Origin of the sequence: Chryseobacterium tongliaonense (genome assembly GCF_041224435.1) — a bacterium.
In the GTDB taxonomy this organism is placed as follows: domain Bacteria; phylum Bacteroidota; class Bacteroidia; order Flavobacteriales; family Weeksellaceae; genus Chryseobacterium; species Chryseobacterium tongliaoense.
The window spans coordinates 269,026-295,594 of record NZ_JBGFFD010000004.1 but is presented as its reverse complement, the minus strand read 5'-3'; the positions used below and the strand labels follow the sequence as shown (position 1 = coordinate 295,594).

General features: G+C 39.3%; 23 protein-coding genes. 2 read left to right on the top strand and 21 right to left on the bottom strand.

The features are described from left to right. Positions 1-14: 14 nt before the first annotated feature. From AB8P06_RS11305 to AB8P06_RS11285, 5 genes are all read right to left on the bottom strand, one after another. Positions 15-950: an NADP-dependent oxidoreductase gene (locus AB8P06_RS11305; protein WP_369841669.1), complete on the bottom strand. Its 936-nt coding sequence runs from the start codon at positions 948-950 to the stop codon at positions 15-17. A gap of 103 nt (positions 951-1,053) precedes the next feature. After that, on the bottom strand, positions 1,054-1,944 hold the full coding sequence (locus AB8P06_RS11300; RefSeq protein WP_369841666.1) for a helix-turn-helix domain-containing protein: 891 nt from the start codon (positions 1,942-1,944) through the stop codon (positions 1,054-1,056). Between the two features lie 199 nt (positions 1,945-2,143). Further along, positions 2,144-2,968 carry an SDR family NAD(P)-dependent oxidoreductase gene (locus AB8P06_RS11295; RefSeq protein ID WP_369841663.1) on the bottom strand — a complete coding sequence of 275 codons (825 nt, stop codon included), beginning with the start codon at positions 2,966-2,968 and terminating at the stop codon, positions 2,144-2,146. A gap of 151 nt (positions 2,969-3,119) precedes the next feature. Beyond that, positions 3,120-4,064 carry an aldo/keto reductase gene (locus tag AB8P06_RS11290; protein ID WP_369841660.1) on the bottom strand — a complete coding sequence of 315 codons (945 nt, stop codon included), beginning with the start codon at positions 4,062-4,064 and terminating at the stop codon, positions 3,120-3,122. 150 nt (positions 4,065-4,214) lie between these two features. Then, entirely contained in the window at positions 4,215-4,826 is a 612-nt protein-coding gene (locus tag AB8P06_RS11285; RefSeq protein WP_369841657.1) for a hypothetical protein, read from the bottom strand. A gap of 191 nt (positions 4,827-5,017) precedes the next feature. Between AB8P06_RS11285 and AB8P06_RS11280 the strand changes: the two genes are divergently transcribed. Continuing rightward, positions 5,018-5,398, top strand: coding sequence for a DoxX family protein (locus tag AB8P06_RS11280; RefSeq protein WP_369841655.1), 381 nt, complete (start codon positions 5,018-5,020; stop codon positions 5,396-5,398). A 517-nt stretch (positions 5,399-5,915) separates the two neighbouring features. On the opposite strand, the gene AB8P06_RS11275 is transcribed toward AB8P06_RS11280, so the two are convergent. The 10 genes from AB8P06_RS11275 to AB8P06_RS11230 form a co-directional block, all read right to left on the bottom strand. Beyond that, a complete protein-coding gene (locus AB8P06_RS11275; RefSeq protein WP_369841652.1) occupies positions 5,916-7,094 on the bottom strand; it encodes an acetyl-CoA C-acyltransferase in 1,179 nt (392 codons plus the stop codon). Positions 7,095-7,127: 33 nt separating this feature from the next. Further along, positions 7,128-7,643 carry an MFS transporter gene (locus tag AB8P06_RS11270; protein WP_369841649.1) on the bottom strand — a complete coding sequence of 172 codons (516 nt, stop codon included), beginning with the start codon at positions 7,641-7,643 and terminating at the stop codon, positions 7,128-7,130. After that, entirely contained in the window at positions 7,597-8,439 is an 843-nt protein-coding gene (locus AB8P06_RS11265; RefSeq protein WP_369841646.1) for an MFS transporter, read from the bottom strand. Before AB8P06_RS11265 ends, AB8P06_RS11270 begins: the two co-directional genes overlap by 47 nt. Positions 8,440-8,696: 257 nt before the next feature. Then, positions 8,697-10,544: a chloride channel protein gene (locus tag AB8P06_RS11260; RefSeq protein ID WP_369841643.1), complete on the bottom strand. Its 1,848-nt coding sequence runs from the start codon at positions 10,542-10,544 to the stop codon at positions 8,697-8,699. Positions 10,545-10,892: 348 nt separating this feature from the next. After that, positions 10,893-11,600, bottom strand: a complete 708-nt coding sequence (locus tag AB8P06_RS11255) for a DUF421 domain-containing protein (RefSeq protein WP_369841640.1) — start codon at positions 11,598-11,600, stop codon at positions 10,893-10,895. 63 nt (positions 11,601-11,663) lie between these two features. Then, positions 11,664-12,947, bottom strand: coding sequence for an adenosylmethionine--8-amino-7-oxononanoate transaminase (bioA, locus tag AB8P06_RS11250; protein WP_369841637.1), 1,284 nt, complete (start codon positions 12,945-12,947; stop codon positions 11,664-11,666). 211 nt (positions 12,948-13,158) lie between these two features. Beyond that, positions 13,159-14,136 carry a biotin synthase BioB gene (gene bioB, locus AB8P06_RS11245; protein ID WP_369841634.1) on the bottom strand — a complete coding sequence of 326 codons (978 nt, stop codon included), beginning with the start codon at positions 14,134-14,136 and terminating at the stop codon, positions 13,159-13,161. Beyond that, the gene (gene bioD, locus AB8P06_RS11240) at positions 14,133-14,747 is read right to left on the bottom strand and encodes a dethiobiotin synthase (protein WP_369841631.1); all 615 of its coding nucleotides are present in this window, start codon (positions 14,745-14,747) and stop codon (positions 14,133-14,135) included. The genes bioB and bioD overlap by 4 nt, the downstream gene beginning before the upstream one ends. Before the next feature lie 3 nt (positions 14,748-14,750). Continuing rightward, on the bottom strand, positions 14,751-15,866 hold the full coding sequence (locus tag AB8P06_RS11235; RefSeq protein WP_369841628.1) for an aminotransferase class I/II-fold pyridoxal phosphate-dependent enzyme: 1,116 nt from the start codon (positions 15,864-15,866) through the stop codon (positions 14,751-14,753). Between the two features lies 1 nt (position 15,867). Continuing rightward, positions 15,868-16,485: a hypothetical protein gene (locus AB8P06_RS11230; protein ID WP_369841625.1), complete on the bottom strand. Its 618-nt coding sequence runs from the start codon at positions 16,483-16,485 to the stop codon at positions 15,868-15,870. Positions 16,486-16,549: 64 nt separating this feature from the next. On the opposite strand from AB8P06_RS11230, the gene AB8P06_RS11225 reads away from it, so the two are divergent. Further along, complete coding sequence (locus AB8P06_RS11225; RefSeq protein WP_369841622.1) at positions 16,550-18,037, top strand: aminotransferase-like domain-containing protein; 1,488 nt, start codon at positions 16,550-16,552, stop codon at positions 18,035-18,037. A gap of 67 nt (positions 18,038-18,104) precedes the next feature. On the opposite strand, the gene AB8P06_RS11220 is transcribed toward AB8P06_RS11225, so the two are convergent. From AB8P06_RS11220 to AB8P06_RS11195, 6 genes are read right to left on the bottom strand one after another with little or no spacing between them, the layout of a single operon-like run. Then, entirely contained in the window at positions 18,105-19,310 is a 1,206-nt protein-coding gene (locus tag AB8P06_RS11220) for a PepSY-associated TM helix domain-containing protein (protein ID WP_369841619.1), read from the bottom strand. Positions 19,311-19,313: 3 nt separating this feature from the next. Beyond that, positions 19,314-21,731, bottom strand: coding sequence for a TonB-dependent siderophore receptor (locus AB8P06_RS11215; RefSeq protein ID WP_369841616.1), 2,418 nt, complete (start codon positions 21,729-21,731; stop codon positions 19,314-19,316). Next, positions 21,718-23,106 carry an AMP-binding protein gene (locus tag AB8P06_RS11210; protein ID WP_369841613.1) on the bottom strand — a complete coding sequence of 463 codons (1,389 nt, stop codon included), beginning with the start codon at positions 23,104-23,106 and terminating at the stop codon, positions 21,718-21,720. The genes AB8P06_RS11215 and AB8P06_RS11210 overlap by 14 nt, the downstream gene beginning before the upstream one ends. Before the next feature lie 5 nt (positions 23,107-23,111). Continuing rightward, the gene (locus AB8P06_RS11205; RefSeq protein ID WP_369841610.1) at positions 23,112-23,357 is read right to left on the bottom strand and encodes an acyl carrier protein; all 246 of its coding nucleotides are present in this window, start codon (positions 23,355-23,357) and stop codon (positions 23,112-23,114) included. Positions 23,358-23,366: 9 nt separating this feature from the next. Continuing rightward, positions 23,367-24,755 carry an MATE family efflux transporter gene (locus tag AB8P06_RS11200; protein ID WP_369841607.1) on the bottom strand — a complete coding sequence of 463 codons (1,389 nt, stop codon included), beginning with the start codon at positions 24,753-24,755 and terminating at the stop codon, positions 23,367-23,369. Further along, complete coding sequence (locus tag AB8P06_RS11195) at positions 24,752-26,566, bottom strand: IucA/IucC family protein (protein WP_369841604.1); 1,815 nt, start codon at positions 26,564-26,566, stop codon at positions 24,752-24,754. Before AB8P06_RS11195 ends, AB8P06_RS11200 begins: the two co-directional genes overlap by 4 nt. Positions 26,567-26,569: the final 3 nt, after the last annotated feature.

The window sequence follows — 26,569 nt, the reverse complement described above, 5'->3', positions numbered from 1 at the left end:
CTACAGATTTTGAATTAGAAGTTGATGATAATTTTTCCTACCGTTCTTCCGGTTTCCTGCTCAAGATGGGCTTCTTTTATTTTGTCAAAAGGGAAAATATGGGAAACATGAGGTTTAATAATTCCTTTTTCAAGCAGTGAAGTGATTTGTTTCATATCTTCACCATCAGAGTGCACTTTTGTGGGATATCCTTTGACACCTTTAGCTGCTGCTTTTTCAGTTACTTGTTCGTTCATACCACTGGGAATGCTGATAAGGGTCCCGCTCTCTTTAATTACCTTTAGTGATTTATCGATATTGTCACCACCAATGGTATCTAAAACAAAATCGAAATTACGAGGCGCGGCATCCCAGTCAAAATTATGATAATCTATATGCTGATCGGCTCCGAGACTAAGCACAAAATCCCTGTTTTTTAACGAAGAAGTTCCGGTAACGGTTGCTCCGAGATATTTTGCAATCTGTACAGCAACATGGCCTACACCTCCCGCCGCAGCATGGATCAAGACATTCTGCCCTTCCTGAACATTGGCATGATCTACCAAAGCCTGCCAAGCCGTTAAAGTTACCAACGAACTTGCTGCAGCGACTTCAAATGAAATATTTGAGGGTTTTAATGCTAACTGATCAGCCGGTACAGCAACATATTCTGCATAAGCCTTTCCATGGCCGGGGAAATTGATCATTCCAAAAACTTCATCACCTGTATTAAATAACGGGCTTTGGCTTTCTTCCACAATTCCTGCAATATCCCAACCTAATATCAATGGCTTCTCTTCTTTAAGCTTTTCATAAGCACCTTTTCCGGAGCGGGTTTTTACATCAATCGGATTAATGCCTATTGCTTTTACTTTTATAAGGACTTCCCCTTCTCCGGGTGTCGGTTTTTCGATTTCGGTATATTCGAGGTTTTCTACTCCGCCCGTGGATTTTAATGTGATTGCTTTCATATTCTGTATGGTGTTAATTTTAATTTCTGATAACGTGTCAGGCTCAAAAATAGTAAAGAAAAAGAAAACCCCAACATCATGCAGGGGTATTCAATACTATCGATTAATTTAAATTCATTTTCCTGAACTCCAACGGCTTCATACCGGTTTGTTTTTTAAACAGGCGGGTAAAATAAGAGGCATTCTCAAAACCGAGTTCATAAGCGATCTCGGAAACTCCTTTTTCGCCGATGCGCAGTAAATTTTTGGCTTCCGAAATCAAAAAGATATGAATCAGCTCTATGGCTGTTTTCCCCGTTTCCTGTTTCAGAAGATCACTTAGATAACGTGGAGAGATCGCAAGATGATCTGCAAGGTAAGCTACATTGGGAAGTCCGTCTTTTTCCAGATTTCCTTCATTTATATATTTTCTTAAGGCATCATTAAATCTGGATGCTGTTTTTCCTATAATCTGTGACCGGTCTATAAACTGTCTCTTATAAAATCTTTGTGCATATTTTAAAATAGATGAAATATGGCTTAAAATAATCTCCCGGCTGTATTCGTCCGGATTATTAGAATATTCGCCGTTAATTTTATCGTACAATTCAAGAATGATCTGCTCTTCTTTAGGTGAAAGATGGAGCGCTTCCGTTACTTCATAATCGAAAAAACCGTATTGATCAATAGATTTGTGAAGTTCATGACCGTTAAGATAATCTTCATGAATGAGCAGCATATATCCCCTTTCTTCAAACTCAAGATCTTTCATTTCAATGATCTGTCGTGGCTTTGTAAAAAACAGGCAGCCGTTATCATGATCATAAGGCGTACGGCCATACATGAATATCCCCGATTTTATTTTCTTAAATGCAATAATATAACAATCCGTAGTAAATTCCCGATCTCCCAAAGGACAGGATGCCAGACAACTAACTATGCCGAAAAGCGGATGCTGCGGAGCTTCCCAGCCATTTTCCAGATGTAATTCCGTAAGGGTTTTGTAATGTTTCATCGGTTCTTTTTTAGAGTTATGAATTATAAGTTATAAATTATGAGTTATGAGTTATGAGTTATGAGTTGGGCATTTTTAAATATAAATTCTGGATTTATTACTCAGATACAGAATAAGTTTGATTTTTCCATTTACCTACATCATTGAGATTCTCCACACTCTACCAACTCATAACTCATACTTCTCAACTCATCACTAATTAATGCCCATGTGCCGCAATACTTACCTCTTTCCAGTCTTCGATTTCTTTAAGACGGTTAGTGTATATATTCTGCATTGCATGATAAGCAATTTTTCCTAATAATAATCTTTGTGGCGGATTCGGGCTGTCTGCGATCATCAGAATGGGTTCTACGGTTGCTTCCGGTTTGCCCCAGATATCTGCATTGTCACCACTTTCAGCAAAACCTTCACGTACAGGATTATAATCTGCAATATCTGAAGTTGTCTGGATGGCTGAGTTTCCGCTCCATTCCGTTGCATATCCGTTAGGTTCAATCAATGTGAATTTTATTCCTAAATGGGCCACTTCTGAAGCAATGGTTTCACTTAAGCCTTCTACTGCAAATTTTGAAGCATTATATAATCCCAGCATGGGCAGTGTCGTTAAACCTAAAAAGCTTGAAACCTGGATGATATGTCCGCTTTTTTGAGCTCTCATTACAGGAAGAACTGCCTGTGTAACCCATAATAATCCGAAAAAGTTGGTTTCCATCTGTGCTCTCGCCTGCTCTTCCGATGTTTCTTCCACTGTTCCAAATAATCCATATCCTGCATTATTGATCAGGATATCTATGCTTCCGAAATGCTGCTTCACATTTTCTACTGCTTTTGTTACTTCTTCTTTTTGGGTAACATCCAACTGTACCGGAAGAATATTGTCGCCATATTTTTCTACCAGGTCATTGAGCGTAGAAATATTCCTTGCAGACGCGGCTACCTTATCGCCTCTTTTTAAAAATGCTTCCGCCCATAATTTTCCAAAGCCTCTTGATGCCCCTGTGATAAAAACTGTTTTTGCCATTGTTGTAAATTTTAATGGTGATTGTTATTTATTTTGATGAGACAAAGTTATTGCAGAGGCGGGCAAAAGGTTTAGTCCATTTCAGCGGAAGAATAGCACAGAATTACGTAGCAAAAATTAAATATAAAAGCGAAACCAAAAGATTCCGCTATTATTGACTGGCTTTGTTTAAAAGATCGATATCATCGCTGCTTAGTTCAAGGTTGGGTGCATTGAATAAAGTTTCAAGCTGGCTTTCACTTGTTGCACTTACAATCGGTGCTGTAATTAACGGGTTTGCCAGAAGCCAGGCTAATGCTACACTACCCTGTGTGGTATTGTATTTAGTACTTACCTGATCCAACGCCTGTAAAACGGTGAGCCCTTTTTCATTAAGATATTTTCTCACACCTTCTCCACGTTGGCTTTTCGTAAGATCAGCTTCATTACGGTATTTTCCGGTTAAAAATCCTGCAGCCAGTGACCAATATGGGAATACACTTAAATCGAATTGCTCTGCCAATGGGGCATAGTTTTTTTCAAAACCTTCACGTTCCATTAAATTATAATGGGGCTGTAAGGCTACATATTTAGGGAGGTTATTTTTTTCAGCTGCTTCGAAAGACGCTTTTAACCGTTCGGGAGATAAATTTGAGGCTGCAATATAACGAACCTTTCCTGCTTTGATAATGTCATCATAAGCTGATAAGGTCTCTTCTACCAAAGTTTTATGATCATCAAAATGGGTGTAATATAAGTCGATGTGATCGGTCTGAAGTCTTTGTAATGATTCATCTACAGATTTTAAGATATGTTTTCTGCTGATGTCAAAGCCGTGTTCTTTAGTTTCAGATCCTACTTTTGTAGCGATTACGAGGCTTTGGCGGTTGTTTCTGCTCTTCATCCATTTACCGATAATTTCCTCGGACTGTCCGCCTTTACCGTTCACCCACCAGGAATAAGTATCCGCGGTATCTATAAAATTAAATCCGGCATCTGTAAATTTATCCAGAATTTCAAAAGATTGTTTTTCATCTAATGTCCAGCCAAAAATATTTCCCCCGAAATTAATGGGTGCAATTGACAGATCGGTGTTCTTTATATTTCTCTTTTTCATAAAAATGATTTAGATTTAAAATATTAATTTCAGCTAAGGTAAGAAATCCTGTCCCGGATTAAAGCTTGCAGACAGGGCTTTTATGATCATTATGACTATAGTCGTTATAGCTAAAATTGATTGAAAATTTATACAAAATTTGAAAAGAAATCAATCAAAGTTGAGTAAACCGTCGGCAAGTGCTTTCCACTGTATTTTAGAGACTCCCATTATTCCTCCGATAGCAATGGCAAGGTTTCTTATCTTGTCAAAAAATTTAGCTTTCATATTGGGAACCTCATTCCGGCCGTAAACAGCAGCCTGGATTGCCGTACCGTTTCGTGAAACCATAAAAGTAGAAATTGATTTTTCTGAATAAAAATGGGCAATATGATTATTTTTTTGCTGGGCAGGGATTTTCGAAGGCCTGCAGGTCATTAATAGATTTTCGGCTTCATCGGTTTGACGATGGAAAATATCTACAATCTCTACCCAGTCATAGCCTTTTGCTTCAGCTTCTCCCGGCCCGGGAATATCGATTCTTACATAATTTCCGATTTGCGGCTTGCCATGAAGTTGGTTACCGGATGAATCATACAGACAGAAATCTGCTGAGTTTTCCCCGGTATAAACTTTCCACTGGTTAACAGAAAGAAACCGTTGCTTCAGGATTTCAAACTTCTGAATAGCTGTTGCTAAATCTTCATATTGTTTCTGGCTTTCAGTGTCGTGAAATCCACCTTTTATCTGTTCCGGTACGCCGGGAATTTGTTTAGGTTTCATACGTTAAATTTTGTTGGTGTTTAGAAAAAAGAAATTGAATTCTGTATGTATAAGGCAGTAAAAATCAAGCCATTCTGTTTTGTGTTTCCTGCTATGGTCTGAATTTTGGTGGATTTATTCACATAAATATCTAAAAGAACGGATTTTATCCTGTTCAGATAACACAATAGAATCACTAAATATAATTGATTATGGAAACGGAAAATATATCCAGAATAGCATTGGGTGCTTTTCTGATAAGTGCCGGAATCAGTCATCTTACGTTTGCCCGGAAAGAATTTCAGGCACAGGTTCCGGAATGGGTTCCTTTAAAAAAAGATGATACCGTAGTTTACTCAGAGATTACGGAAATAGTGTTAGGAACGGCAATGATTGCTGTTCCAAAAAAATATCAGGGTATGATGGGAAAATTTCTGGCAGGCTTTTTTACCGCTGTCCTTCCCGGAAATATTGCACAGTATAAAAACCGTAGGGATGCTTTCGGACTTAATACCGACCGGCTCAGGTTCGCAAGGCTTTTTTTGCAGGTGCCTTTAATTGTCTGGGCATTGAAATCAACTGCTAAATCCTGAAAAATACGGATAATGAATAGATGATAAAAAGCTATAACTGACTGAATGTTATAGCTTTGTTTTTTACGATTCCGTATAAATACGGTAAATTTATTTTAGTAATAATTACGGTAGTGTTTTTCTTTTTTTTATGATAAATTTGTCGGCTTAGTGACAAAAATACAAAAGTCTGTTGTGGAATGTACAATATTCATTTGCTTTTGAAAACTAACATTCGGCTAATAATGAAATATATTGTTTTCGATAAATTTTGAAGTCTGGTCTTTGATTTATTAGTTGTATTGTCTTGATTATGTTGGTATTAAGATATTATTAATAATTTATATTTGAAATATTAATAATTTGTAATCCATTGCATCATATTTTTTCGTTATATTCGCATACGAAATAATTTTTTTTCATCATTTGTGTTTTTTAGTGCCTTCCTCCCAAGGGGGCACTTTTTATTTTACAGGGTTTTGAAATTATAAATATCCCAATAATGAGGGTTTAGGATGATTTTGAATTTTTTTTGCGATTAAATATTCAAATTTTCAATCACCATAGCCGATGCACCGCCACCGCCGTTACAAATGGCAGCAACTCCATATTTTCCTTTTTCCTGTTGGAGTACATTTAAAAGAGTAACCAGAATTCTTGCTCCTGATGCACCAATCGGATGTCCTAAAGCGACTGCTCCGCCATAAACATTTACTTTTTCAGGATCGAAACCTAAAATTTTCTGGTTAGATAAAATCACTGAGGCATAGGCTTCATTAATTTCCAGATAATCCATATCCGACAGATTGAGATTTGCATGTCTGAGTGCTTTCGGAATAGCCAGAGACGGTGAAGTGGTAAACCATTCCGGAGCCTGTGCACTGTCTGCATAACTTATAATTTTTGCAAGCGGTCTTAAATTATATTCTTTAACGGCGGCTTCGGAAGCGAGAATCAATGCTGCTGCTCCATCATTCAGGTTACTGGAATTGGCGGCAGTGAGTACACCATCTTTTTCAAAAACAGGTGGCAGCTGGGATATCTTTTCAGGAATGAGTTTGTAAATGTCCTCATCCTTATCTACAATTACTGTTTCTTTCCCTTTTTTGGTTTCTATAGCAATCAGTTCGTTTTTAAATTTATCCTGAGCTGTTGCATTTTGGGTTTTTTGATAGGATGATAAAGCATAATCATCGAGCTCCTGTCTGGTATGACCGTATTTTTTGACCCCTAATTCTGCGGCACTTCCCATATGAAAATCGTTGTAAACATCCCACAGTCCGTCTTTTATCATTCCGTCTGTGAGGGCAAGATCACCCAGTTTTTTTCCGTTTCGTAAAAAAGCATAATGCGGAACATTGCTCATACTTTCCATACCGCCTGTTACAACAATGTCTTCCAGTCCGGATTGGATTTGCTGAGCTCCGATCATGGTTGCTTTCATTCCCGATGCGCATACTTTATTTATGGTCGTGGCATCTTTATCATAAGGAATACCTGCAAAAATTCCGGACTGCCTTGCCGGAGACTGTCCCAAGCCTGCACTCAATACATTTCCCATGTATACACTGTCGATCCATTCCGGAGCTAATGATATGCTTTCATAAGTGTTCCGGATAGCAATTGCCCCTAACTCTGTAGCGGTATATCCTGATAAACTGCCGAGTAATCCGCCAATGGGAGTACGTTTTGCCGATACGATAAATACTTCTTTCATTGTGATTGTTTGTTATTGTTTGATGTTTTTATTTTAATGATCAGCAGATACGATGACCATTTTTTTGTTTTTATTCTTTTTAATGAAAAATAATAATAAAGGTAATACAAGTATGAAGGCCAGTCCGATTGCTAAATAAGCATCAATATAGCTTAAGAATGATGATTGCTGTACCACTATTTTCTCCAGTAAGGCTATTGCTTTTTGCCGGGCTTCCGGAAAACCGAATCCCCTGCTTTGAAATACTGAAGTATAACTTTGCAGCCTGTCTGTCACAAATCTGTTATCAGCAGACAGGTTTGATATCAGATCGGTGCGGTGCAGAGCTATTCGCCGGGCAATATAGGTATTGATGATTGAGATCCCGAATGATCCTCCGAGTTGCCGCATCATATTATTGATTGCTGTTCCTTGCGGCATGTCTTCTGCTTTTAAGGATGAAACAGCAAGTGTAGCGAGAGGTACGGTAAGTAATGCCATTCCGAGTGCCCTGAAGATTAAGTTAATGGAAATGGTTGCCGATGAAACCTCCAGGTTTACTCTGGACATCGACCAATTGAAATAAATAAAACAACCAAATCCCAGCAATACAATTAAAACAGGTGGAACACCACTTTGCAGCAGCTTTCCGGTGACGATCAATGCGAAGACTGCGATAATGGATCCAGGCAGTAATAATACCCCGGCCTGAGCGGGATTGAAACCGAGAATCCAATACGGTTTGTAAAGAACCAATACCAATGATTAACAACAAGATTCCCGCCCAGTCGATCTTTTTAATGATCTGTCTTGTGGGTGATTCGGGGAGTAAACGGAAACATAGTATTGTAGCCAGTATACCAAGCGGAATATTAATATAGAATATCCATCTCCATGAAAAATTGTCAGTGATATATCCGCCCAACGTAGGACCAATCGTAGGCCCGATAAATACTCCTATTCCAAATAAGGCGCTGGCAATATTCTGCTGTTCTTTAGGAAAGCATTCGTAGACAACCATTGCCGAGACGGATAATAAAGCTCCGCCACCAATTCCCTGAAGAAACCGGAATGTGACGAGTTCCCAGAGATTGGTGGAATTTCCGCACATAAAAGAACAGACCGTAAACAAAATAATGGAACCGATATAATAATTTCTCCGGCCCAGATTATTAACTAGAAAGCTTGTCATGGGAATGATAATGACATTTGCAATACCATAAGCAGTAACTACCCAGGAAATATCTTCAAGGGTGACTCCCAGATTTCCGCTCATATAATTCAAAGCCACATTGACAATTGAAGTATCGATAAGCTCCATGATGGCTGCGGATATTACGGTTATGATTAGAATGATTCTTTTCATGTGAGGAAAGTTTTAATTAAATTAATATACCAATCGGTATATTTTAGTGTAAAAAAATATTACTGCTTTTTTTAGCTTCTCAAAAAAGTCTGACAAAGATATAAATAATATACCGATTGGTATATTTTATGAAATTATTTTATTGAATTTTTTTACATTCCTCTTGAATCGTATGGTTTTTTGATTCTTAACCGGAGTGTTTAATTCCGCAGATTTAGCGGATTAAGCTTATTTTTTATTGTTGAATTTTGGATGTATCAGTCTGAGTATTCCTTTAGAAGATCTCTGTAACTCATTAGAATTGTGGATTTTGATATGAATCCTATAAACCGATTGTTGTGATCGACAACGGGTAAATTCCATACACCGGTATCATCAAAAAGCTGAATGATTTTTAAAGGCTCATCTTCAGGCTGAATAACAGCAGGTGGTGCTTTCATAAGCTGCTGAATACTGATGGAAGCATCTTTATCTCTGTTGAAAAGCAACGGGCGTACATCATCCAATGTTAAAATTCCTTTGAGCTTTTTTTCGTAATCTGTAATGGCAAAGATATTTTTATCCCCGTTTTTTATGAGTTCAAAAAGATCAGTAACCGGAGCATCATCATTGATCGTCTGGGAATTGAAATCAATAAGATCTTTTATTTTTAAAGAAGACATCAGGTTTTTATCGTGTTCGTGCGTAAATATTTTCCCCTGGTCTGCCAGGCTTTTCAGCTCCGGAGAAACCACTGAAAACCATTTTGCAATAAGATAGGAAATCACGGAAACAATCATTAACGGAATAAAAAGATCATATCCAAAACTGGATTCGGCAATAAGAAATATCGCAGTAAGCGGTGCATACAAAACTCCGCTCATCGCTCCGGCCATACCGACAAGAACAAGATTGGTCACCGGCACATCTTCAAAACCTATCTGTTTGCAGATCATGGCAAATAAGAAACCAAGAGTGCCTCCTGCAAATAATGAAGGGGCAAAATTCCCTCCGTTCCCACCACTGAAAATAGTGATAGAAGAAGCAAAAGCTTTGAGAAGACAAACCAGCACCAAAAAGAGAATAACGGTCCAGTTTCCTATTTCAAAATACCTGAAAAGACTGTTTTCTATAATTGAATGGGCGTTTCCATTGGTAAAATCTTTTACCGTCTCATAACCTTCTCCAAATAACGGTGGAAATAAAACACAAAGTAAAGACAAAGCTGCCCCGCCTATCATAGCTTTACGTATTCTTGAGACTTTGAGGCCTTTGATAAAATGTTCTACTTTTTGAGAGATAATAACAAAATAGCGGGCGTATAATCCGGCCACAATTCCCAATATAAGATAGTAAGGAACATTATGGTAATTGAATGATTCTCTGGCATGAAACCTGAAAAGAATATCTTCCTGAAGGAGTATTCTCGACAAAAGGCTTCCGCATACAGCAGCAACGACCAAAGGTATGAAATCAGAAAACACCACACCGGTAAGCAAAATTTCAAACGCAAACATTACTCCGGCTATCGGTGCGTTAAACGCAGAAGCTATCCCTGCAGTAGCGCCTGCAGCCAACAGTAAGGTACGTTCTTTATACCCGAGTTTATAAGTTTGGGCATAATTGGAACCAATGGCTGCACCTGTAACGGCAATGGGGCTTTCTAATCCTGCGGAACCTCCCAATCCAACGGTAATAGCACTCTGAACGATCTGTGAATACATTTTTACCGAGGAAACAATGCTTGAATTCTGTGCGATCTCATATAGAATAGCACCTATGCCCTTTCTGTCCTGCCCTTTGAATAAGGTAAGAACAATACTTGTAGTGAGAACAATTCCTAAAAAAGGAAAAACGATATAAAAAAGAATCTGATATTCGAAATGAACTTTATTAACAATAAAATAATGAATAGTATGTACCAAGGTCTTTAAAACCACTCCGGCAAATCCCGCCGTACATCCTACAAGAATACCCGACAGTATAAGAAACTGGCTTCTGCTGAGCCTGTTACTGAGCCAGTGCAGGATAAGTTCATAACTACGCACTTTTTCAAGGCCGTACTGTTGAAAATCTCTTTTAAATTTGAGAAAGCTCAGGTATTTTCTTTTATTGTGAATCTTCACGGATAAAAATTTACTATTCGACTCCTGTTAAAACAGTATCGCTTTGATACTGAATAAGAAAGGTGTATTGTGTATCAATAAACTTTTATTATTTTTTTTAAGCAGATATTGATAACAACAAATGTAAGGAAAAATATGAAGGTAAATTTTATGTAGTTCTCTTTTTATTCTTTAGATTCCGGAGATTAAACATATTCTTTTTATTGTTTAATGAGGTTATCATCTGTGGAAATCTGTGTGATTTGTGGTGATCTATTTTCGCGGATTTTGCACAGTTTTTTTAATAATGAGGTTATCATCTGTGAAAATTTGTGTAATCCGTGGTTTATATTATCAGAAATCAGAAAGCTAAGTAATTCGTCTTTTGTTATCAGCCAATACCCATTCGTCTTTTTTACATTTCGGGCAATTTGCAGCTGTGCCGGTAATTTTTTCTTCTGTATGTCCGCAGAATGTACATGCATAATGGCCCTCTTTATCTATATGTTTGAGAGGGTTCTCCAAAGAATCCGGCATGATGGGAAGTCCGTATTTTACATCATGATCTTCATAGAAAAAGACGCTGATTTCCCCGGAAATTTCTTCGATTGCCCTTTCAACCTGTCCCAGATGAGAAATCCCCCTTAAACGGAGCTCGGCAAAGAATTCGTCACTTCCCAGATTTTCCTTTTTAAAATTCTCTATGGAAAATTCACCGTCTTTGATCAGGCAAATCGATTTTCCTTCAATCAGCTGTTCAAATTTTTTATTCTTTCCGATGAAATAGGTAATGATGCTATACAGTAATATAATAACTATAAAAACGATAACAGAGGAAATAATTCCAACATCTTTATTAAACATCGGGTCTCCTGCAGCAGATCCCAAGCCGATAATCACGACCAGCTCGAAAATAGAAAGTTGCTTGACTCCTCTTTTTCCTAAAACTCTTAACCCTACAATAATCGTTAAAAACATAATGGCAGTACGCAGGATAATTTCCAGAAGAAATGACCATTCTTCGTGTCCCATTAACAGTTCTTTCCAGTTAAGTTCTAAGAGAAATACGGATAACATAGAAAATGATTTACAACAGAATATTCAAAAAATACGCCAAGAGAGAAATATATTCTGACTTCCTCAATCAGTACATACATATTGATTGAGAACTTCTGTGATTTGCCGATATACAAAATCAAGTTCATTAGAAGTAATGCAGTATGGCGGTACCAGATACATCACATTTCCGAGCGGACGAATAATGATCCCACGTTGCAAAAATTCATTATAAAGCATTTTACCTGTTTCATTAAAATAAGAAGTCTGCTGAGTGGTTTTCAGTTCCCATGCCAATATGGTCCCGGTCTGACGGACATTTTCCACCAAAGTTTGTTGGTTAAGTATTTCGGTAAAACTGCAATGCTGTTCTGCGATCCTTTGGATATCAAGCTGTGTCTTTTCCTGTAATAAAAGTTCCATACTCGCTAAAGCAGCTGTACAGGCTAACGGATTGGCTGTAAAGGAATGGCCGTGAAATAAGGTTTTGTATTTATCATCAGATAAAAAAGCATTGTAAATTTCCTCCGAACATGTTGTGATTCCCATAGGCATCGTTCCGCCTGTGAGACCTTTTGAAAAACACATGATATCAGGTTTTTCAGAAAGATGATCGGCAGCAAACAGTTTTCCGGTCCTTCCGAATCCTGTAAAAACTTCATCCTGAACCATCAATATATCTTTACTTCTGCAAAATTTCATCAATTCACTCAAATCTTCTGCCTCATGCATCAGCATGCCCGCAGCGCCCTGTACTAATGGCTCATAGATAAAACAGGCGACCTCATCACCAAGCTGATCAATCTGTTCTTTTAAATCTTCCAGGTTTTCTTTTGTTGGAGTATCTATGAAGACCACTTCAAAAAGCATATCCCCGAAAGGCTTTGTCCATGCACTTCTGCCACTCACCGACATTGCTCCGAAAGTATCTCCGTGATAAGCATTTTTAAAAGCCAGTACCTTTGTTTTGGATTTTCCGAGATTGTAGGTGTACTGAATGCACATTTTAAGGGCGACTTCCACAGCAGTAGAACCGTTATCCGAATAAAAAACCTTTTGTTGATTTTCCGGAAGCAGCTTCAATAAATTTTCAGAAAGCTGTATCGCGGGTTCATGGGTAAAGCCTGCAAAAATTACCTGCTCCAGGGTATTCAGCTGTTCAGAAACACGCTGGGCAATGTAAGGATGCGCATGGCCATGTAAAGTAACCCACCATGAAGAAACGGCATCTATGTATTTTTTTCCTTCATTATCATAAAGATAAACACCCTTTCCTTTAACGATGGGAATTGCATCATCAGCTGTTTTAATTTGGGTATAGGGATGCCAGTTGACTGCCCGGTCCCTTTTTTGTAAATCGTTGTGCATGAGCTTTTTTGAGTTATGAGTTATGGGTTTTGAGTTTTTAGTTTTTAGTTTTGAGTTAAGAGTTAAGAGTTATAAGTTATGGGTTTTGAGTTATGAATTATGAATTATGAATTGTTAGCAAAGACTTGAGGTGCAAAAGTGTATTTTCATAACTTCCAGCCTCAAGCTTCCCGCTTCCAACTCATAACTCAAAACCCATAACTTATAACTTCTAACAAACTTTCATCGGTTTCAGTCCCAATGTTTCCAGCATTTGCATATCTTCGGAAACTCCCGGATTTGGGGTTACCAGTAAGGTTTCTCTTTCTCCTGTAAAAATAGAATTGGCTCCGGCCATAAAACACCATGCCTGCTCGGTTTCCGTCATTTCTATACGTCCGGCACTCAGACGCACCATTGAAGAAGGCATTACGATTCTAGCCGTTGCAATCATCCTTACCATTTCCCAGGAATCTACTTTTTCATTGTCCTGGAGCGGTGTCCCTTCTACCCTTGCCAGAGCATTGATGGGAACTGATTCCGGATGTTTAGGCATGGTTGCTAATGTCAACAGCATGGAGATGCGGTCTCTGTGAGTTTCCCCAAGACCGATAATTCCTCCTGAACATACCGTGATTCCTGCTTTTCTTACATTATTGATGGTATTGATCCTGTTGTCAAAAGTACGGGTCGAAATAATTTCTTCATAATACTGCTCTGAAGTATCCAGATTGTGATTGTAAGCGTATAATCCGGCCTCCTGTAAGCGCACGGCCTGATCTTCAGTTAACATTCCAAGGGTACAGCAGACTTCCAGTCCTAATTCATTCACACCTTTTACCATATCAATCACACGGTCAAAATCACGGTTATCACGCACTTCACGCCATGCTGCTGCCATACAGAAACGTGATGAGCCACTGTCTTTTGCTTTTTGGGCATGGGCAATTACGGTCTCGGTAGGTAACAAAGCCTGAACTTTGATATTGGTATGGTAACGCGCTGCCTGCCCGCAATAGGAACAGTCTTCCGGACAACCACCGGTTTTTATGGATAATAATGTTGATATCTGTACTTCTGAAGGATCATGGTATTCACGGTGTACGGTAGCTGCTTTATAAATTAATTCCATTAAAGGCTGGTGATAAATTGCCTCTATCTCTTCTTTAGTCCAGTTATTTCTGATTTCTGTTTTTTTATCCGTTATCATAAGTTTGTTAATTGTTTTGTTATTGCTGTAATATTTTCTCTTGTTATTGAATGCATATCAGGAAGCCTGATGATTTTTGTTTCTTTTTCTGTATAATTAATGATGATCCGTTCCGTATCAGGTGGAAAAGCTCCGTTGAGAATCAGGGTGTCTATTATTAATCCTGTTTCCTTTAATGCCATTATTGAAAGTAAAGTATGATTAATGCAGCCCAGATAATTTCTGACCACCAGGGCAACCGGAAGCTTCAGCTTTTCGATTAAATCAATCATCAGTTCATTATCTGAAAGCGGAACCATCAATCCACCCGCACCTTCTACAATTAAAGGTTTTGAGGTTTGTGGAAGTTGAAAATCATCCACCCGGATCAGTTTATTTTCCTCGGCCGCCGACTGATGTGGTGATGCAGCAAGTTTCAGACGGTAAGTTTCCGGATGGCAGAATATATTGTCTCCTGCCCAGTCTTTAATTTTCATGCTGTCTGTATAATGAAGGTCTCCCGATTGTACCGGTTTCCAGTAATCAGCCTGAAAATATTGAACTAATATTGCTGAGCAAACCGTCTTCCCTACCTCAGTTCCTATCCCCGTTACAAATAATTTTTTTTGCATCTTTTAATGGCCTGATCTTTTAATGATTTCACATAATTTTCCAATTTCTTCTTCCGTATTGAAACTATGAAGGCAGATCCTGAGACGTTCCGTACCTTCTTTAACGGTCGGGCTATACACTGCATAAGTCAGGAATCCGTTTTCTGATAAATTTTGCTGTAAGGTTTTTAAACGTCGATTATCCGGAACAAGAATCGCCTGTACCGGACTGTTTTCCGCAGATGGAGAATCTAATCCCTGTTTTCTGAAAAGGTTGATATTTTTTCGCAGTTCTTTTTGGAATTCAGGATGATGATTCAGGTATTCATATCCTGTTTGTATAGCTGACCATTGAAAATCCTGCGCGGAAGTGGTGTAAATAAAAGGTGATGCAAAATTGACCAGATAAGATTTGATCAATTCGTTACTTAAAATGGCTGCTCCGTGCGATCCCAGTGCTTTTCCGTAAGTGATTACCGCAGCCATCACCTTATCCTGCAGCTGATATTCTGCAACCAGGCCGTATCCGAAAACCCCGAATGCATGGGCTTCATCTACGAATAACCCGGCAGAATATTTTTCAGCAAGCTGTGCAATTTCCTGAATCGGAGCAATATCTCCTTCCATCGAATACAGGCTTTCTATAGCAATAAAACATTGGCCGTTCTGTCTTTGAAGCTTTTCTTCTAAACTGGCAAGATCATTATGTCTGAATTTTACTTTTTTAGCATTGGACATCGTACAGGCATCGTGTACCGACCTGTGAATCTGTTCATCAACGATAATGGTATCAAGCCTTCCCAGAAGCGTCGAAAATAAAGCAAGGTTGGCATTATAACCTGATGGAAACAGCAAGGCAGAAGGATAATGGTGCTGTTTTGCAATATATTCTTCAGTTTCTGTGGCAACAGGACTGTTTCCGCTGATAAGCCTTGATCCGGTGCTCCCGGATAATAATTCCGGGTAGTCTGATACTTTTTTTAACAGTAGCTCCCGGAAGTTTTTATTTCTTGCTAATCCCAGATAATCGTTGGAATAGAAGTCAATTCCTTCCGGTTTTATGCGTAAAGACCTGAGTGTACCTTCTGCATTCCTTTTATCCAATGCCTTTTTCCAATGGGAGAAATAACGATCCGGCATATCAGTTAAGCGGTGTTATTTCTTTAGCTATGGAATTCAGCCACTGATCATGAAGCTCTTTTTCAATATGCTGAACATATTCTGCATGCAGTTTCCAGTCGTCTGAGAAATCATTCAGCTGGTTAATCATTTCTTCCAGGTGTCCTTCTTCTTCCAGAATAATGGATTTCACCATAATTTTGGATGATTCTTTGGTAAGAATATCCTGATAAACCGGGTAAAGCTCATCGGCACGTACCTCTATGGCATAGGTTACGAAAAGATAGGCGGCATATCTAAGCTCTTCCTTATTTAACTGAAACGTTTTTTGGAGGTACTTGCAGGTTTTGATATCCAGAGAATGAAGGTATTGCCTTGTAGCTGATGGTGCTAAAAGCTCCTGCTGTTCATAGTTTTTACAGAGCTCGGGATTCAGTTTTCCGATCTGCTTTTTCAGATAATAAGCATGGCGGTGTTCTTCTGCGGCGTGTTTCAGCTGAATTTGAGTCACTTGTGTAGGATGCTCACAGCCGGAGATTTTTCTGGCTCCGGCATTCTCCATGAAGGATAGTGTATTCAGCCATTTGGCGTGTGTTTCATTATCCTGCACAATGGTCTGTAATAGATTGTGAAATTCCATTATTTTTATTTTGAGCCAAATGTAGTATATTGCCGGATGGTTGAATGGTGCCAGTTTTAATATTATGGATAGTCCGGTTGAAATTCCTTATCAGAGTTTTGTGAAAATTAGCAGAGCTTCAGACACCTCGATTTATATGCAGGTGGCCAATCAGCTGATCAATGCCATTCAGAGAGGTTATCTTCCTTTCGGGACCAAGCTTCCCGGAACGCGAGCGCTGAGCCGGACGTTGGAAGTTCACCGGAATACAATCGTAGCAGTTTATGACGAGCTGTTTGCACAGGGCTGGGTAGAAAGTATTCCGAATAAAGGAACTTTTGTGATCGGAAAGAATGAAGAAAAACCGCTGTCGTTTAAAGATTTTGAGAAAACCCATCTTGAGCATTATCCTAAAATAACCGGATTTTCTTTTAAAACTTCCAATATCCTTGATAATCCTTTTGAGCATTCAGCCTGCGAATATCTTTTTAATGACGGTGTTCCGGATATCAGATTAACACAGATTGACCAGCATTCCAAAATTTACAGCTCGATTCTTAAACGTAAGGCACATCATAAGATGCTGGGACATTACAATCACGACGGAAGTGAATTTTTTAAGAAAAACCTGTCCCATTATCTCAATTTATCCCGTGGATTACCGATTTCTAAAGATAATCTTCTGATCACCCGCAGCACGGAAATGAGTATTTACATTGTTTCAGAGGTTTTGCTGTCTCAGGGCGATACAGTGTTGGTGGGAGCTTTGAGTTATTTTTCGGTGAATATGATCTTTCAGAAAGCCGGAGTCAATATCCAATCGATTCCCATTGACGAGGAAGGAATTATCGTTGAAAGTGTAAGGGAAGCCTGCAAAAAACAGAAAATACGCATGCTTTATCTTACGCCTCATCACCACTATCCTACTACGGTTACCCTGAGTGCACAAAGAAGACTTGGGCTGCTGAATCTTGCCAATGAGTACGGATTTATTATTCTTGAAGATGATTACGATTATGATTTTCATTATGATAAAAGCCCGATTCTTCCATTGGCCAGTGCAGACACAAGCGGAATGGTCGTATATATCGGATCATTCGGGAAATCTCTGGCGCCCGGTTTCCGGACCGGATTTATTGTTGCTCCTGAAAACCTGATGGCAGAACTGCGTAAATATTTAGGAATTATCGACAGACAGGGCGATATCCTGATGGAACAGGTTTTGGGGGAAATGATTGCTGAGGGAGAAATCAACCGTTATCTGAAGAAATCATTGAAGGTGTACCAGGAAAGACGGGATTATTTTGCCTTGCTTTTAGATCAATATCTGGGAGATTTTATTGAATTCAACAAACCTTCGGGAGGTCTTGCGGTTTGGGCCGAATGGAAAACTCCGATCAACCTGATGCAGCTTGGACGGGAATGTTCTAAAAACAATTTGTTTATCCCTAAAACGCTGTTGTATCAGAATAAAGAGCTTTCCGCAATGCGATTAGGATATGGCCATCTGAATTTTGATGAGATGAAAAACAGTATCGAAATTCTTTCTGACAGTGTAAAAGCTTTGCTTTAATAAAAAGAAAGTGTAAGTTAAGTTGCACTTTCTCTATTTGTTTTTCAATTTTTGTTTTCCTGGTTTATTAATTAACTAAAGATGCTTTTTTCTTTTTATGGCTCAGCCTTTGGGCTTTCTTTCTCTTTGAATTTTTGCTTTTCTTCTTTTTATTCAGCCACATGATAAATCCTGTAACCGGAAGTGAAAGGGCAATAATTCCTGCCAATAGATATAAAATCTGTCCGGTCCGTCCGAAGATGGTTCCTGTATGAAGGTCGTAGTTTCTTTCCCGTAAAGCAGTCCCGTTTCCGATATTCTGATCTTTATAGGATTGAAATTTCAGAATCTTTCCTGAATATTGGTCAAAATTGTACTGGTCATTCTGATATTGTTTATGGGCGTATTTAATTTCAGCATAATAGATTCCTTCTTCTTTTTTCGGAAAAGTAATGAGTGCCGATTCTTTGTCGGAAAGACTTTTTTCTACCGTATTCCCAACAATAGTCAGGACTTTTTTACGGTCTGATGTATCTGCTGCTGAAAGATCGCTTTTAACTTTTTCTTCTTTCTGGTGTTTTCCGTTCAGGGTATCCTGAACAAACTGATCGATATCCTTGAAATTCCATATCACGGCAGAATAACAGATCAACAACAAAGGAACGGCTGCATAAAATCCCAATACATTATGAAGATCGTAGTTCAGTCTTTTCAGGTTTGAGGTTATTTTAATCATAAACATTCCCTTTAGCATATTTTTACTCATTTTACGCGGATACCAGATGACGAGCCCCGAGAAAATAATGATCAGGAAAAAAAGTGATGTATAGCCTGTAATATTTTTTCCGATCTTTTCACCAAGCAACAATCTCCGGTGAAGGTTCAGGACGATTTCAAAAAAATCCTGTTTGGCATTTTCCACCTCGGCTATTTTTCCTGTGTACGGATTAATATACACCCTGTAATAATAAATGTAAGATCCCCAAAACGTCAGCGCATCATCATCTATTTTCAAAGTACGGAATACATAATTTCTTTTCGGATCTGATGAAATCTCTACTCTGCTGACTTTAAGTTCGTCAGGTAACGCCTGCTCAGCTTTAGCTTTAAGGTCGGGAAGTGATAGTTTTTCTTTTTTTACAGAATCTGCAAAATATCTTTCAGGGTGAATGCTGAGTTTTAATTCTTCCTCAAAAGACAAAATACAGCCTGTTGCTGCTATGATGACAACTATAAGCCCGGACGTTAATCCGAGCCATAGATGTAATTGAAAGGTCAGTTTTCTGAACTCCATGGTTTAAAATTTAAGGCTGAGTTCTGCTACAAAATTTCGCGGCATCTGAGCGACTACCACTCCCTGCCCTGCAAAGTAAAGGGCATTGCCTATATTATTCATTTTAATTCCGAACCTGTATTTTTCTTTTTCAAGAGATACGGAAGCATTGACCAAAGTATATGCAGGAAACCTGAATTGTCCTGTGGTGGTTTTGTTTTCAGAAACCTGTTCACCCACACGGTTAACTCCAAAGCCAACTCCTATTCCCTGTAACCCTTCGATCGGCAGTACATAGCTGATCCATGAATTGAATACATTGGCAGGACCTGTAGAACCCGGTCTTCGGCCTTCTACCGTGGCATCTGCTTTTATCAATCTGCTGTCATTGTAAGTGTATCCAGCCATAATATTCAATCCCTGAACCGGATTGGCTACCATTTCAATTTCAATCCCTTTGCTTCTTTGTTCTCCGTCCTGAATGGTAATATTGTAGGGTTTCCCATCTCTGATCACTTCGATTCCGCGGGACATATTATTGACTAAAATATCATAATATCCAACGGTGAAATTGAAACGGTTTCTCCATAGATTGGCTTTCAGACCTACTTCCCACTGGTTGGCCATCTGAGGCTTCAGGTCTCCACTGTAATCAGGAAGTTCCTGGCTTACCGGTGCTACATAGCTGAATCCGTTCATATAATTGGCATAGGCCGACAGTTTATCTTTGAATATCTGATACACCATTCCTAATTTTGGGGACCATGCTGTCTGGGTAAAATCTCCTGAACGGGTATTATTATTCAGGTTAAGCTGGCCTCTGCTTTCGTAATGGTCTACACGCAAGCTTAATAAAGTGATCCATCTGTCGCTCAGATAAATAGCGTCAGAAATGTAGGCTCCGTAAATATTACTTGAGGTGTAATCTCTGACCATGCTTGCTTTTGATTTCTGGATTTTCTCAATTGCCAGATCTCTGGAAATGGCACCATAACTGTTCTTAAGATCCTGCCCGTTAATAGTGTCATATTTAATAATAGGAGAATTGTTGTTACGCAATGACTGGTTCAAATAATCTAACCCGATCAATACTTTATTTTTCACTTTTCCTATGTGAAACTGCCCGTTGAAATTCTGTTGAATGCTTGTAGAAGCCGCTTCGGAATTCTGTTGCTGAACATTACGTTCCAGTAGAGCATCACTTGCATTTCCTCTGATAAACTGGTACTGGTAAAGCCCTTCTGTTTTTTTGAAGTTTCTCGAAATGATGGTTTGAGAAGTCCAGTTGTCGGAAATTTTATAATTGATCTCTGCTTTTACATTGATTGAAGGTGCCTTCAGTGTCATATCGTTGTTGGAATAAGAACGTTTCCAGTCAAACCCGAGCTCCTGAGGAGTACGTGCAAAAAATGGTCTTGATCTTGAAAGGAAAATAATCGGGGTATTGGTTCCTTCGTAATTATAGATCTGGGCTCCGAGGTTGAACTGTAACCTGTCATTCACCTGATAGTTGAATTTAGGAGCAACAAAAAATGACTTTCTGAATTCAGAATCCCTGAAACCATTCTGATACTGGTAAGCCGCATTTAATCTGAATAGTGTCTTGCGGGAATCTGTGATCGGTCCGTAAACATCGGCAGTTACACGATTAAGGTTATAGCTTCCGAACAGGTAAGATACCTCGCCACCGAAATAATCTTTAGGCTTTTTAGTTACAATATTAATCAATCCTCCGAAAGAAGTTACCGCCCCGCCGTACAATGTTCCGGATGGCCCTCTGATCACTTCCATACGTTCAACATCGGCAGGGTCAATTTCTCCGTTGGTATTGGCCGGAACTCCGTCTACCATAGAAACTCTGGTAGGAAATCCTCTCAGGCTGTAATAAATACTTCCGTCTCCTGCTCTTCCCGGGCTACCCTGCATTTTTACGATACCGGGAACATTTTTAAGCGCTTCCGAAAGATCGGTGGTCAGCTGTTCCTTTATGATCTGTTGATTGATGGTGGTATAAGCTTGTGGGTTTTCCAGGTTTTTAAGAGGCATTTTTGCGACAGAAGTACTGTCTTTATCGAGAAATTTATTCCTGCTGTAAGCATAAACCGTTACTCCTTCCAGCTCGTCACTGTGCATCGCCGCATAGATAGTAGGAATTTCGAAGACATCTTTCTCTATCCGGATTTTTTCCTGTAAGAGTTCAATATCATTTACCAGAACCTGAAGAATGTAATCTCCCGGAGGTACATGATCTAAATAAAAATCTCCTGAACTGTTTGTTTTTGCCTGATAAGGAGTGTTTATTAATCTTAAAACAGCATTTTTTACAGGTACCTGTTCAGATAGCATAATTTTGCCGTGAACACGTTCCTGCTGCTGGGCAGAAACAAAAGCCGGAAAGCTTACAAGAATAAAAAAGAAGATGAGTGTTTTAAATGTTTTCATGCTGTAGGGTTTGTAACAGTGGATAATTTATTTTACCGTTTTGTGATAAGGGGAAATGGGTTATATATTCGACGTTAACGTATTGCGGATTGATGCGAAGCTTGTCCTTTATGATATCTTTAATTACCTGCGGATCTAAATCCTGATTGTCATAAAGAATGATGATCTTTTTATCATTGGAATTCAGGCAGACGAAAGTGTTTCTTTCCAGTTCGTTTTTAAGGATAAATTCCACCTCATCCAGATTAAGGCGTATCCCGAAAAGCTTCATGATCCTTTTGATCCTTCCGGTGATGTAGTACAGGCCGTTTTTTCCTTTCCTTGCGGTGTCTCCGGTGTGCAGGATCCGAGGCTGCTCATAAGTTGCGAGGTCTTCCAGCTTATTGGCATAGCCTCCGAAAATTCCGGGATGTGAGAACAATAATTCATCCGTATCCGTATCTATCTGAAAGCTTCCGCCATGCACCGGCGTTCCGATAGAAGTTTCGTCTTCAAGAAGTCCTGCCGTCGTCAGATAAGCCATTCTTCCACCTGCTTCGGTCTGGCCGTATTGTGCAAAAAATTCTTTTTCATACAGATGACAGTAAGAGAAAATGGTTTTCCTCAGTTCGCCATTGATCACACCGCCTGTATGGGTCATGTATTTCAGGCTTTTGTTTTCCTTTCTGAAGAATCCTATCCTGTTGAGATTTTCATAGAGATAAGGCACACCACCCAATGTACTGTAGCCGTGTTCTTCCATTTCATCCCAGAAAGCTTTCTGCATAATGTCTTTGTCTGTACATACAATTTTCCCTGCCCGCATAGAGTTTGTGGTGAGAATAGAAAACCCGTATACGAAATTAATAGGAACATTTAAAGGTACCACATCGGTTTCACGGATCGGCATATATTGAAGGATGCTCAATGCGTTCTGATACAGGTTTTCATCAGACAGCTTTACTAATTTCGGAATCCCTGTTGTTCCGGAAGTACTCAGCAGGATTTTTATTTCAGGATGAATGTTTACTTCATGCTGATAATTTTCTCTTACAAAGATGGCAATGCTTTCGGAGAAGTTTTTTAACTGGTAGCCTTCAATTTCGTTTCTGGCCGGATCGAAAATATATTTCGGACGGTATTCTGCTTCCATGCGGGTTTTGAATTCCGGGTGAAGCTTCTGTCCCAGCAATGCAATGGTATGAGCGGTACTGTAAAAATTGAGAAGGACCTCAATTCCGGGTAATTGGTTGTCATTATAAAGAAAGATCAGTCCTTTTTCAACGGGGTTTAATCCCAGTGTTCTGTATAATGTTCCTACCGGAATATTTTTACCACCGGAAGCCTCTGCAAAGGAGAGGCTTCTGTTGGCTATGATATTTTCTAAAAGTTTCATAGTGTTTAGATTTCTACGACGATATCGTATTTTTTCATTTTTTCACGAATTTTCCCTACGGTTCCCATATCAAGTACATCATCAAACTCAAACTTGATCTGATAGGAATTTTCCAGTGCTTCTACAATCAGGAGGTGAGACATGGAATCCCACTCCGGAATCTGCTGGTAGGCGAGATCTTCTTCAATTAATTCTTTTTTTACTGCAATTGCCCCTGCAATCACTTCATAAAATTTTTCTGTTGTGTGCATGTTAAATTTTTATAGTTTTCCATTTTTAAAAATCAATAAGAATAATACGGCCAGAACTATTTCCGAAGAAACAATAGCCGTAAATATTCCTTTTAGTTCCCACTGGAACCGTATTCCCAGGAGATATGCCAATGGCAGCTGGATGATATAGAACATAATGATGTAAAGCAAGGTCACCTGCATAATATTTCCGGCGGCATTGAGCGCACGGCTGATCACCATGGTGAAACCCAGCAGCAGATACGCCATAGACACTACATGAATGTACTGTACGGCATAATGAGCCACATCAGGATCTGTTGTGAAAATTTTTACTACATGTTCTGCTGCCAGCTGCCAGAATAAAGCCACTGCAATGAGGTAGGTCATATTGATGGCACCTGCCCGCCATACTGTTTTTTCGGCACGGTCATAGTTTCCGGCTCCAAGGTTCTGACCCGTTAAAACTCCCGTTGCATTTCCGATTCCCCAGGCCGGCATTGTTGCAATGGAAGCAATACGCTGAGCGATGATATATCCTGCCAGTGCGGTGGTACCGAAAGTGGAAATAATTTTCACCATGATCAGCCAGCTGGAAGTCGGGATGATGTATTGAACCAGCCCTCCGAATGCAATTCTTAATATTTTCACCAGCAACGGCATATCCATTTGGAATTTCACAAGGATATTGATGCTTGTCCTGTTTGAAAATAAAATAAAGAACTGATAAATTACGGCCAGTAATCTTGATAAAACTGTGGCATAAGCCAATCCCATTAATCCGAAAGCAGGAACAGGGCCCAGCCCGAATACAAGGATTACTGCCAATATGATATTGGATATATGGCAGATCCAAAGGGATTTCATAGCCAGATCAGCATCTCCTACACCCCGGAAAAGCCCGTTGATGGAAAGACGTAAAATAACCAGTCCGATACTTATAAATACAAGTCGGGAAAAAGAAAGTCCCTGGCTTACAATATCAGATTTTACCCCAAGAAAATCCACGATATAAGCGGCAAAATAGCTTGACAAACCACCGATCAGTATGGCGAAAATCAGAGCGAGTAAAATGACGTAATGTGCTGTTTTACTTATCCCTTCGTTATCTTTCCCCCCTGCCCGTCTTGCAATGAGTGTTGCGGCTGCAATTCCCAAACCTACGGCAACGGCATAAGCGAAGTTGATGTAGTTATCGGTAACGCCAACAAGGGTAAGGGCTTTCTCGCCTAATTTGGCAATAATCAGAAGGTTTACGCTTACAAAAACAGATTCCATCACAAGTTCCATCACCATCGGAATTGCCAGGCTGAAAATGGAACGGTTGATACTTCCGGAAGTCAGCTCCACCTTTTTTCCGGCCAAAGCTCCGTAGATAAAAACCATTCCTCCTTTCAGAAGCTGCAAGAAATTCTTCATAGCGCTGCTACGGAGTTTTTATTGGCGACATGATACAGCGGATTCGGTAAAGCACCGTCTTTCTTTGGAATGGCAAATGCTTTATTCTCACTGTATCCGTTGTTTTTCAAACGCAGGCTGTTGATATAAAATCTTTTGAATGCCGGAACATACAAATCGTATTTTTCATATCGTTCCTGCAAATGAGGGTTGTCATTTTTATAGCTTTCAATACAGCTGTGAACAAGCATCCAAAACTGATCTTCTTTAAAATCCGAATAGCTGTGCAATACGTCTGACAGATACCTGAAGAAGGCATCAAATACGCCTAAAAGAATAAATAACGGCACATTTTCTTTGTTGGAAGACTGGATCAGACCGTCTGCCAGATGGGAAGGCAGTTTTTCCCTGGCTTCTGTGGTCAGAACAATATCATCTACAAAATCTTTGATCACAATCCTTTGCGGAATTCCGTTTTTCAATACCAGCATGATGTTTTCACCATGTGGTGTAACGCATAACGAATGGGTGTAATAAATGTGCAGTAAAGGGGTTAAATAAGCATTGAGGTATAAGGCAATCCATTCCTGAATACTGATCCCTGCTTTTTCTGCGAAAGCCTGAACCAGAGAAACCTCATCGTTGTCTACATAAAGTAAGGAAGCCATTGTAACCATTTCTTCTTCTTTGGTCAGATATGATTCGGTACTTTCACGCCATAAGGCACCCAGAAATTCATTGTACTGGTAAGGCACGTTCTGAATGGCTCCGTATTGGGGATGAAGATAGGTTGTGGAAGCTTCTTCCCCTAAAAAGATAGTTCCTTTGTCTGCAAGATATTCATCGTCTCTGATAAGGCTTTTTACCCAATCGGTAATGGAAGGTGCTATCTTCATCTGTTTTGGAGATAACCCACGGATATTCCCTGTACTTAAGATAGATACGGCCGTTTTTAAATATCTTTTTTCAGGGTATTCTGTATTAAACAAAGTACGGATACTTTGCTGCGGGCTGTAGATGTCATTTCCTTCCCCGAGATCAATTAAAAGCCCTTCTGCAATATCTCCTGCAAAATGGATCCTGAGCTTGTTTTCCCACTGCCATGGATGTACCGGGATCAGATTATAATTATCGATAGATTTTCCATTATCTGCAAGCAATTGTTTAAAACGTTCATACAAATCATTTCCTATTTCCGAACGGTAAAACGTTTCTTTATCAATATCTTCCAGAGCATGAAAGCTTGATCTGTCCTGGTGTGCAGCGAGCCATAACACTTTTAAGGGCTGATCTGCTTCAGGCGCAAAAGTCTGCAGATCGGTAGGTGAAAAACCTAAACGGCTTTTGTTTACGATCACCCACGGATGGCCTGTCATATTATGTTCTATCATCTGATAACCTGCTTCTGCCAATTCTCCGGAAGATAACGGTCCTTTTGCCAGGATCAGTGCGTCGCAATATAAAGTATGCAATAATTCTTCCGTATATCTTGCCTGGGTATTGGAATCCAGATCAAATATAGACTGCATTTCCAGAAAGAACTGCGGAACATCAAGGGATGAGCTGACTTCATTATTCTGAATTTTTGTAATACTGTCTTTATCGATATGCCAGTAATCCATTAGTCTTTTCTGTCCTCTGAAACTATATTCCACAGTTTCATTCCCGGTTTCAAGCCTGAATACCGTGTATCCTGCTTCGTCTTCGAAATCGATGATGGGTTTTAACAGTTCTTCATGCATAAGTTCGGCAATGGTTTTTGCCATCAGGTTTCTGTTGGCCTGTTTCCAGTGTTCATGATTGATTATGGTATTGTTTGAAATTGTATTCATTTT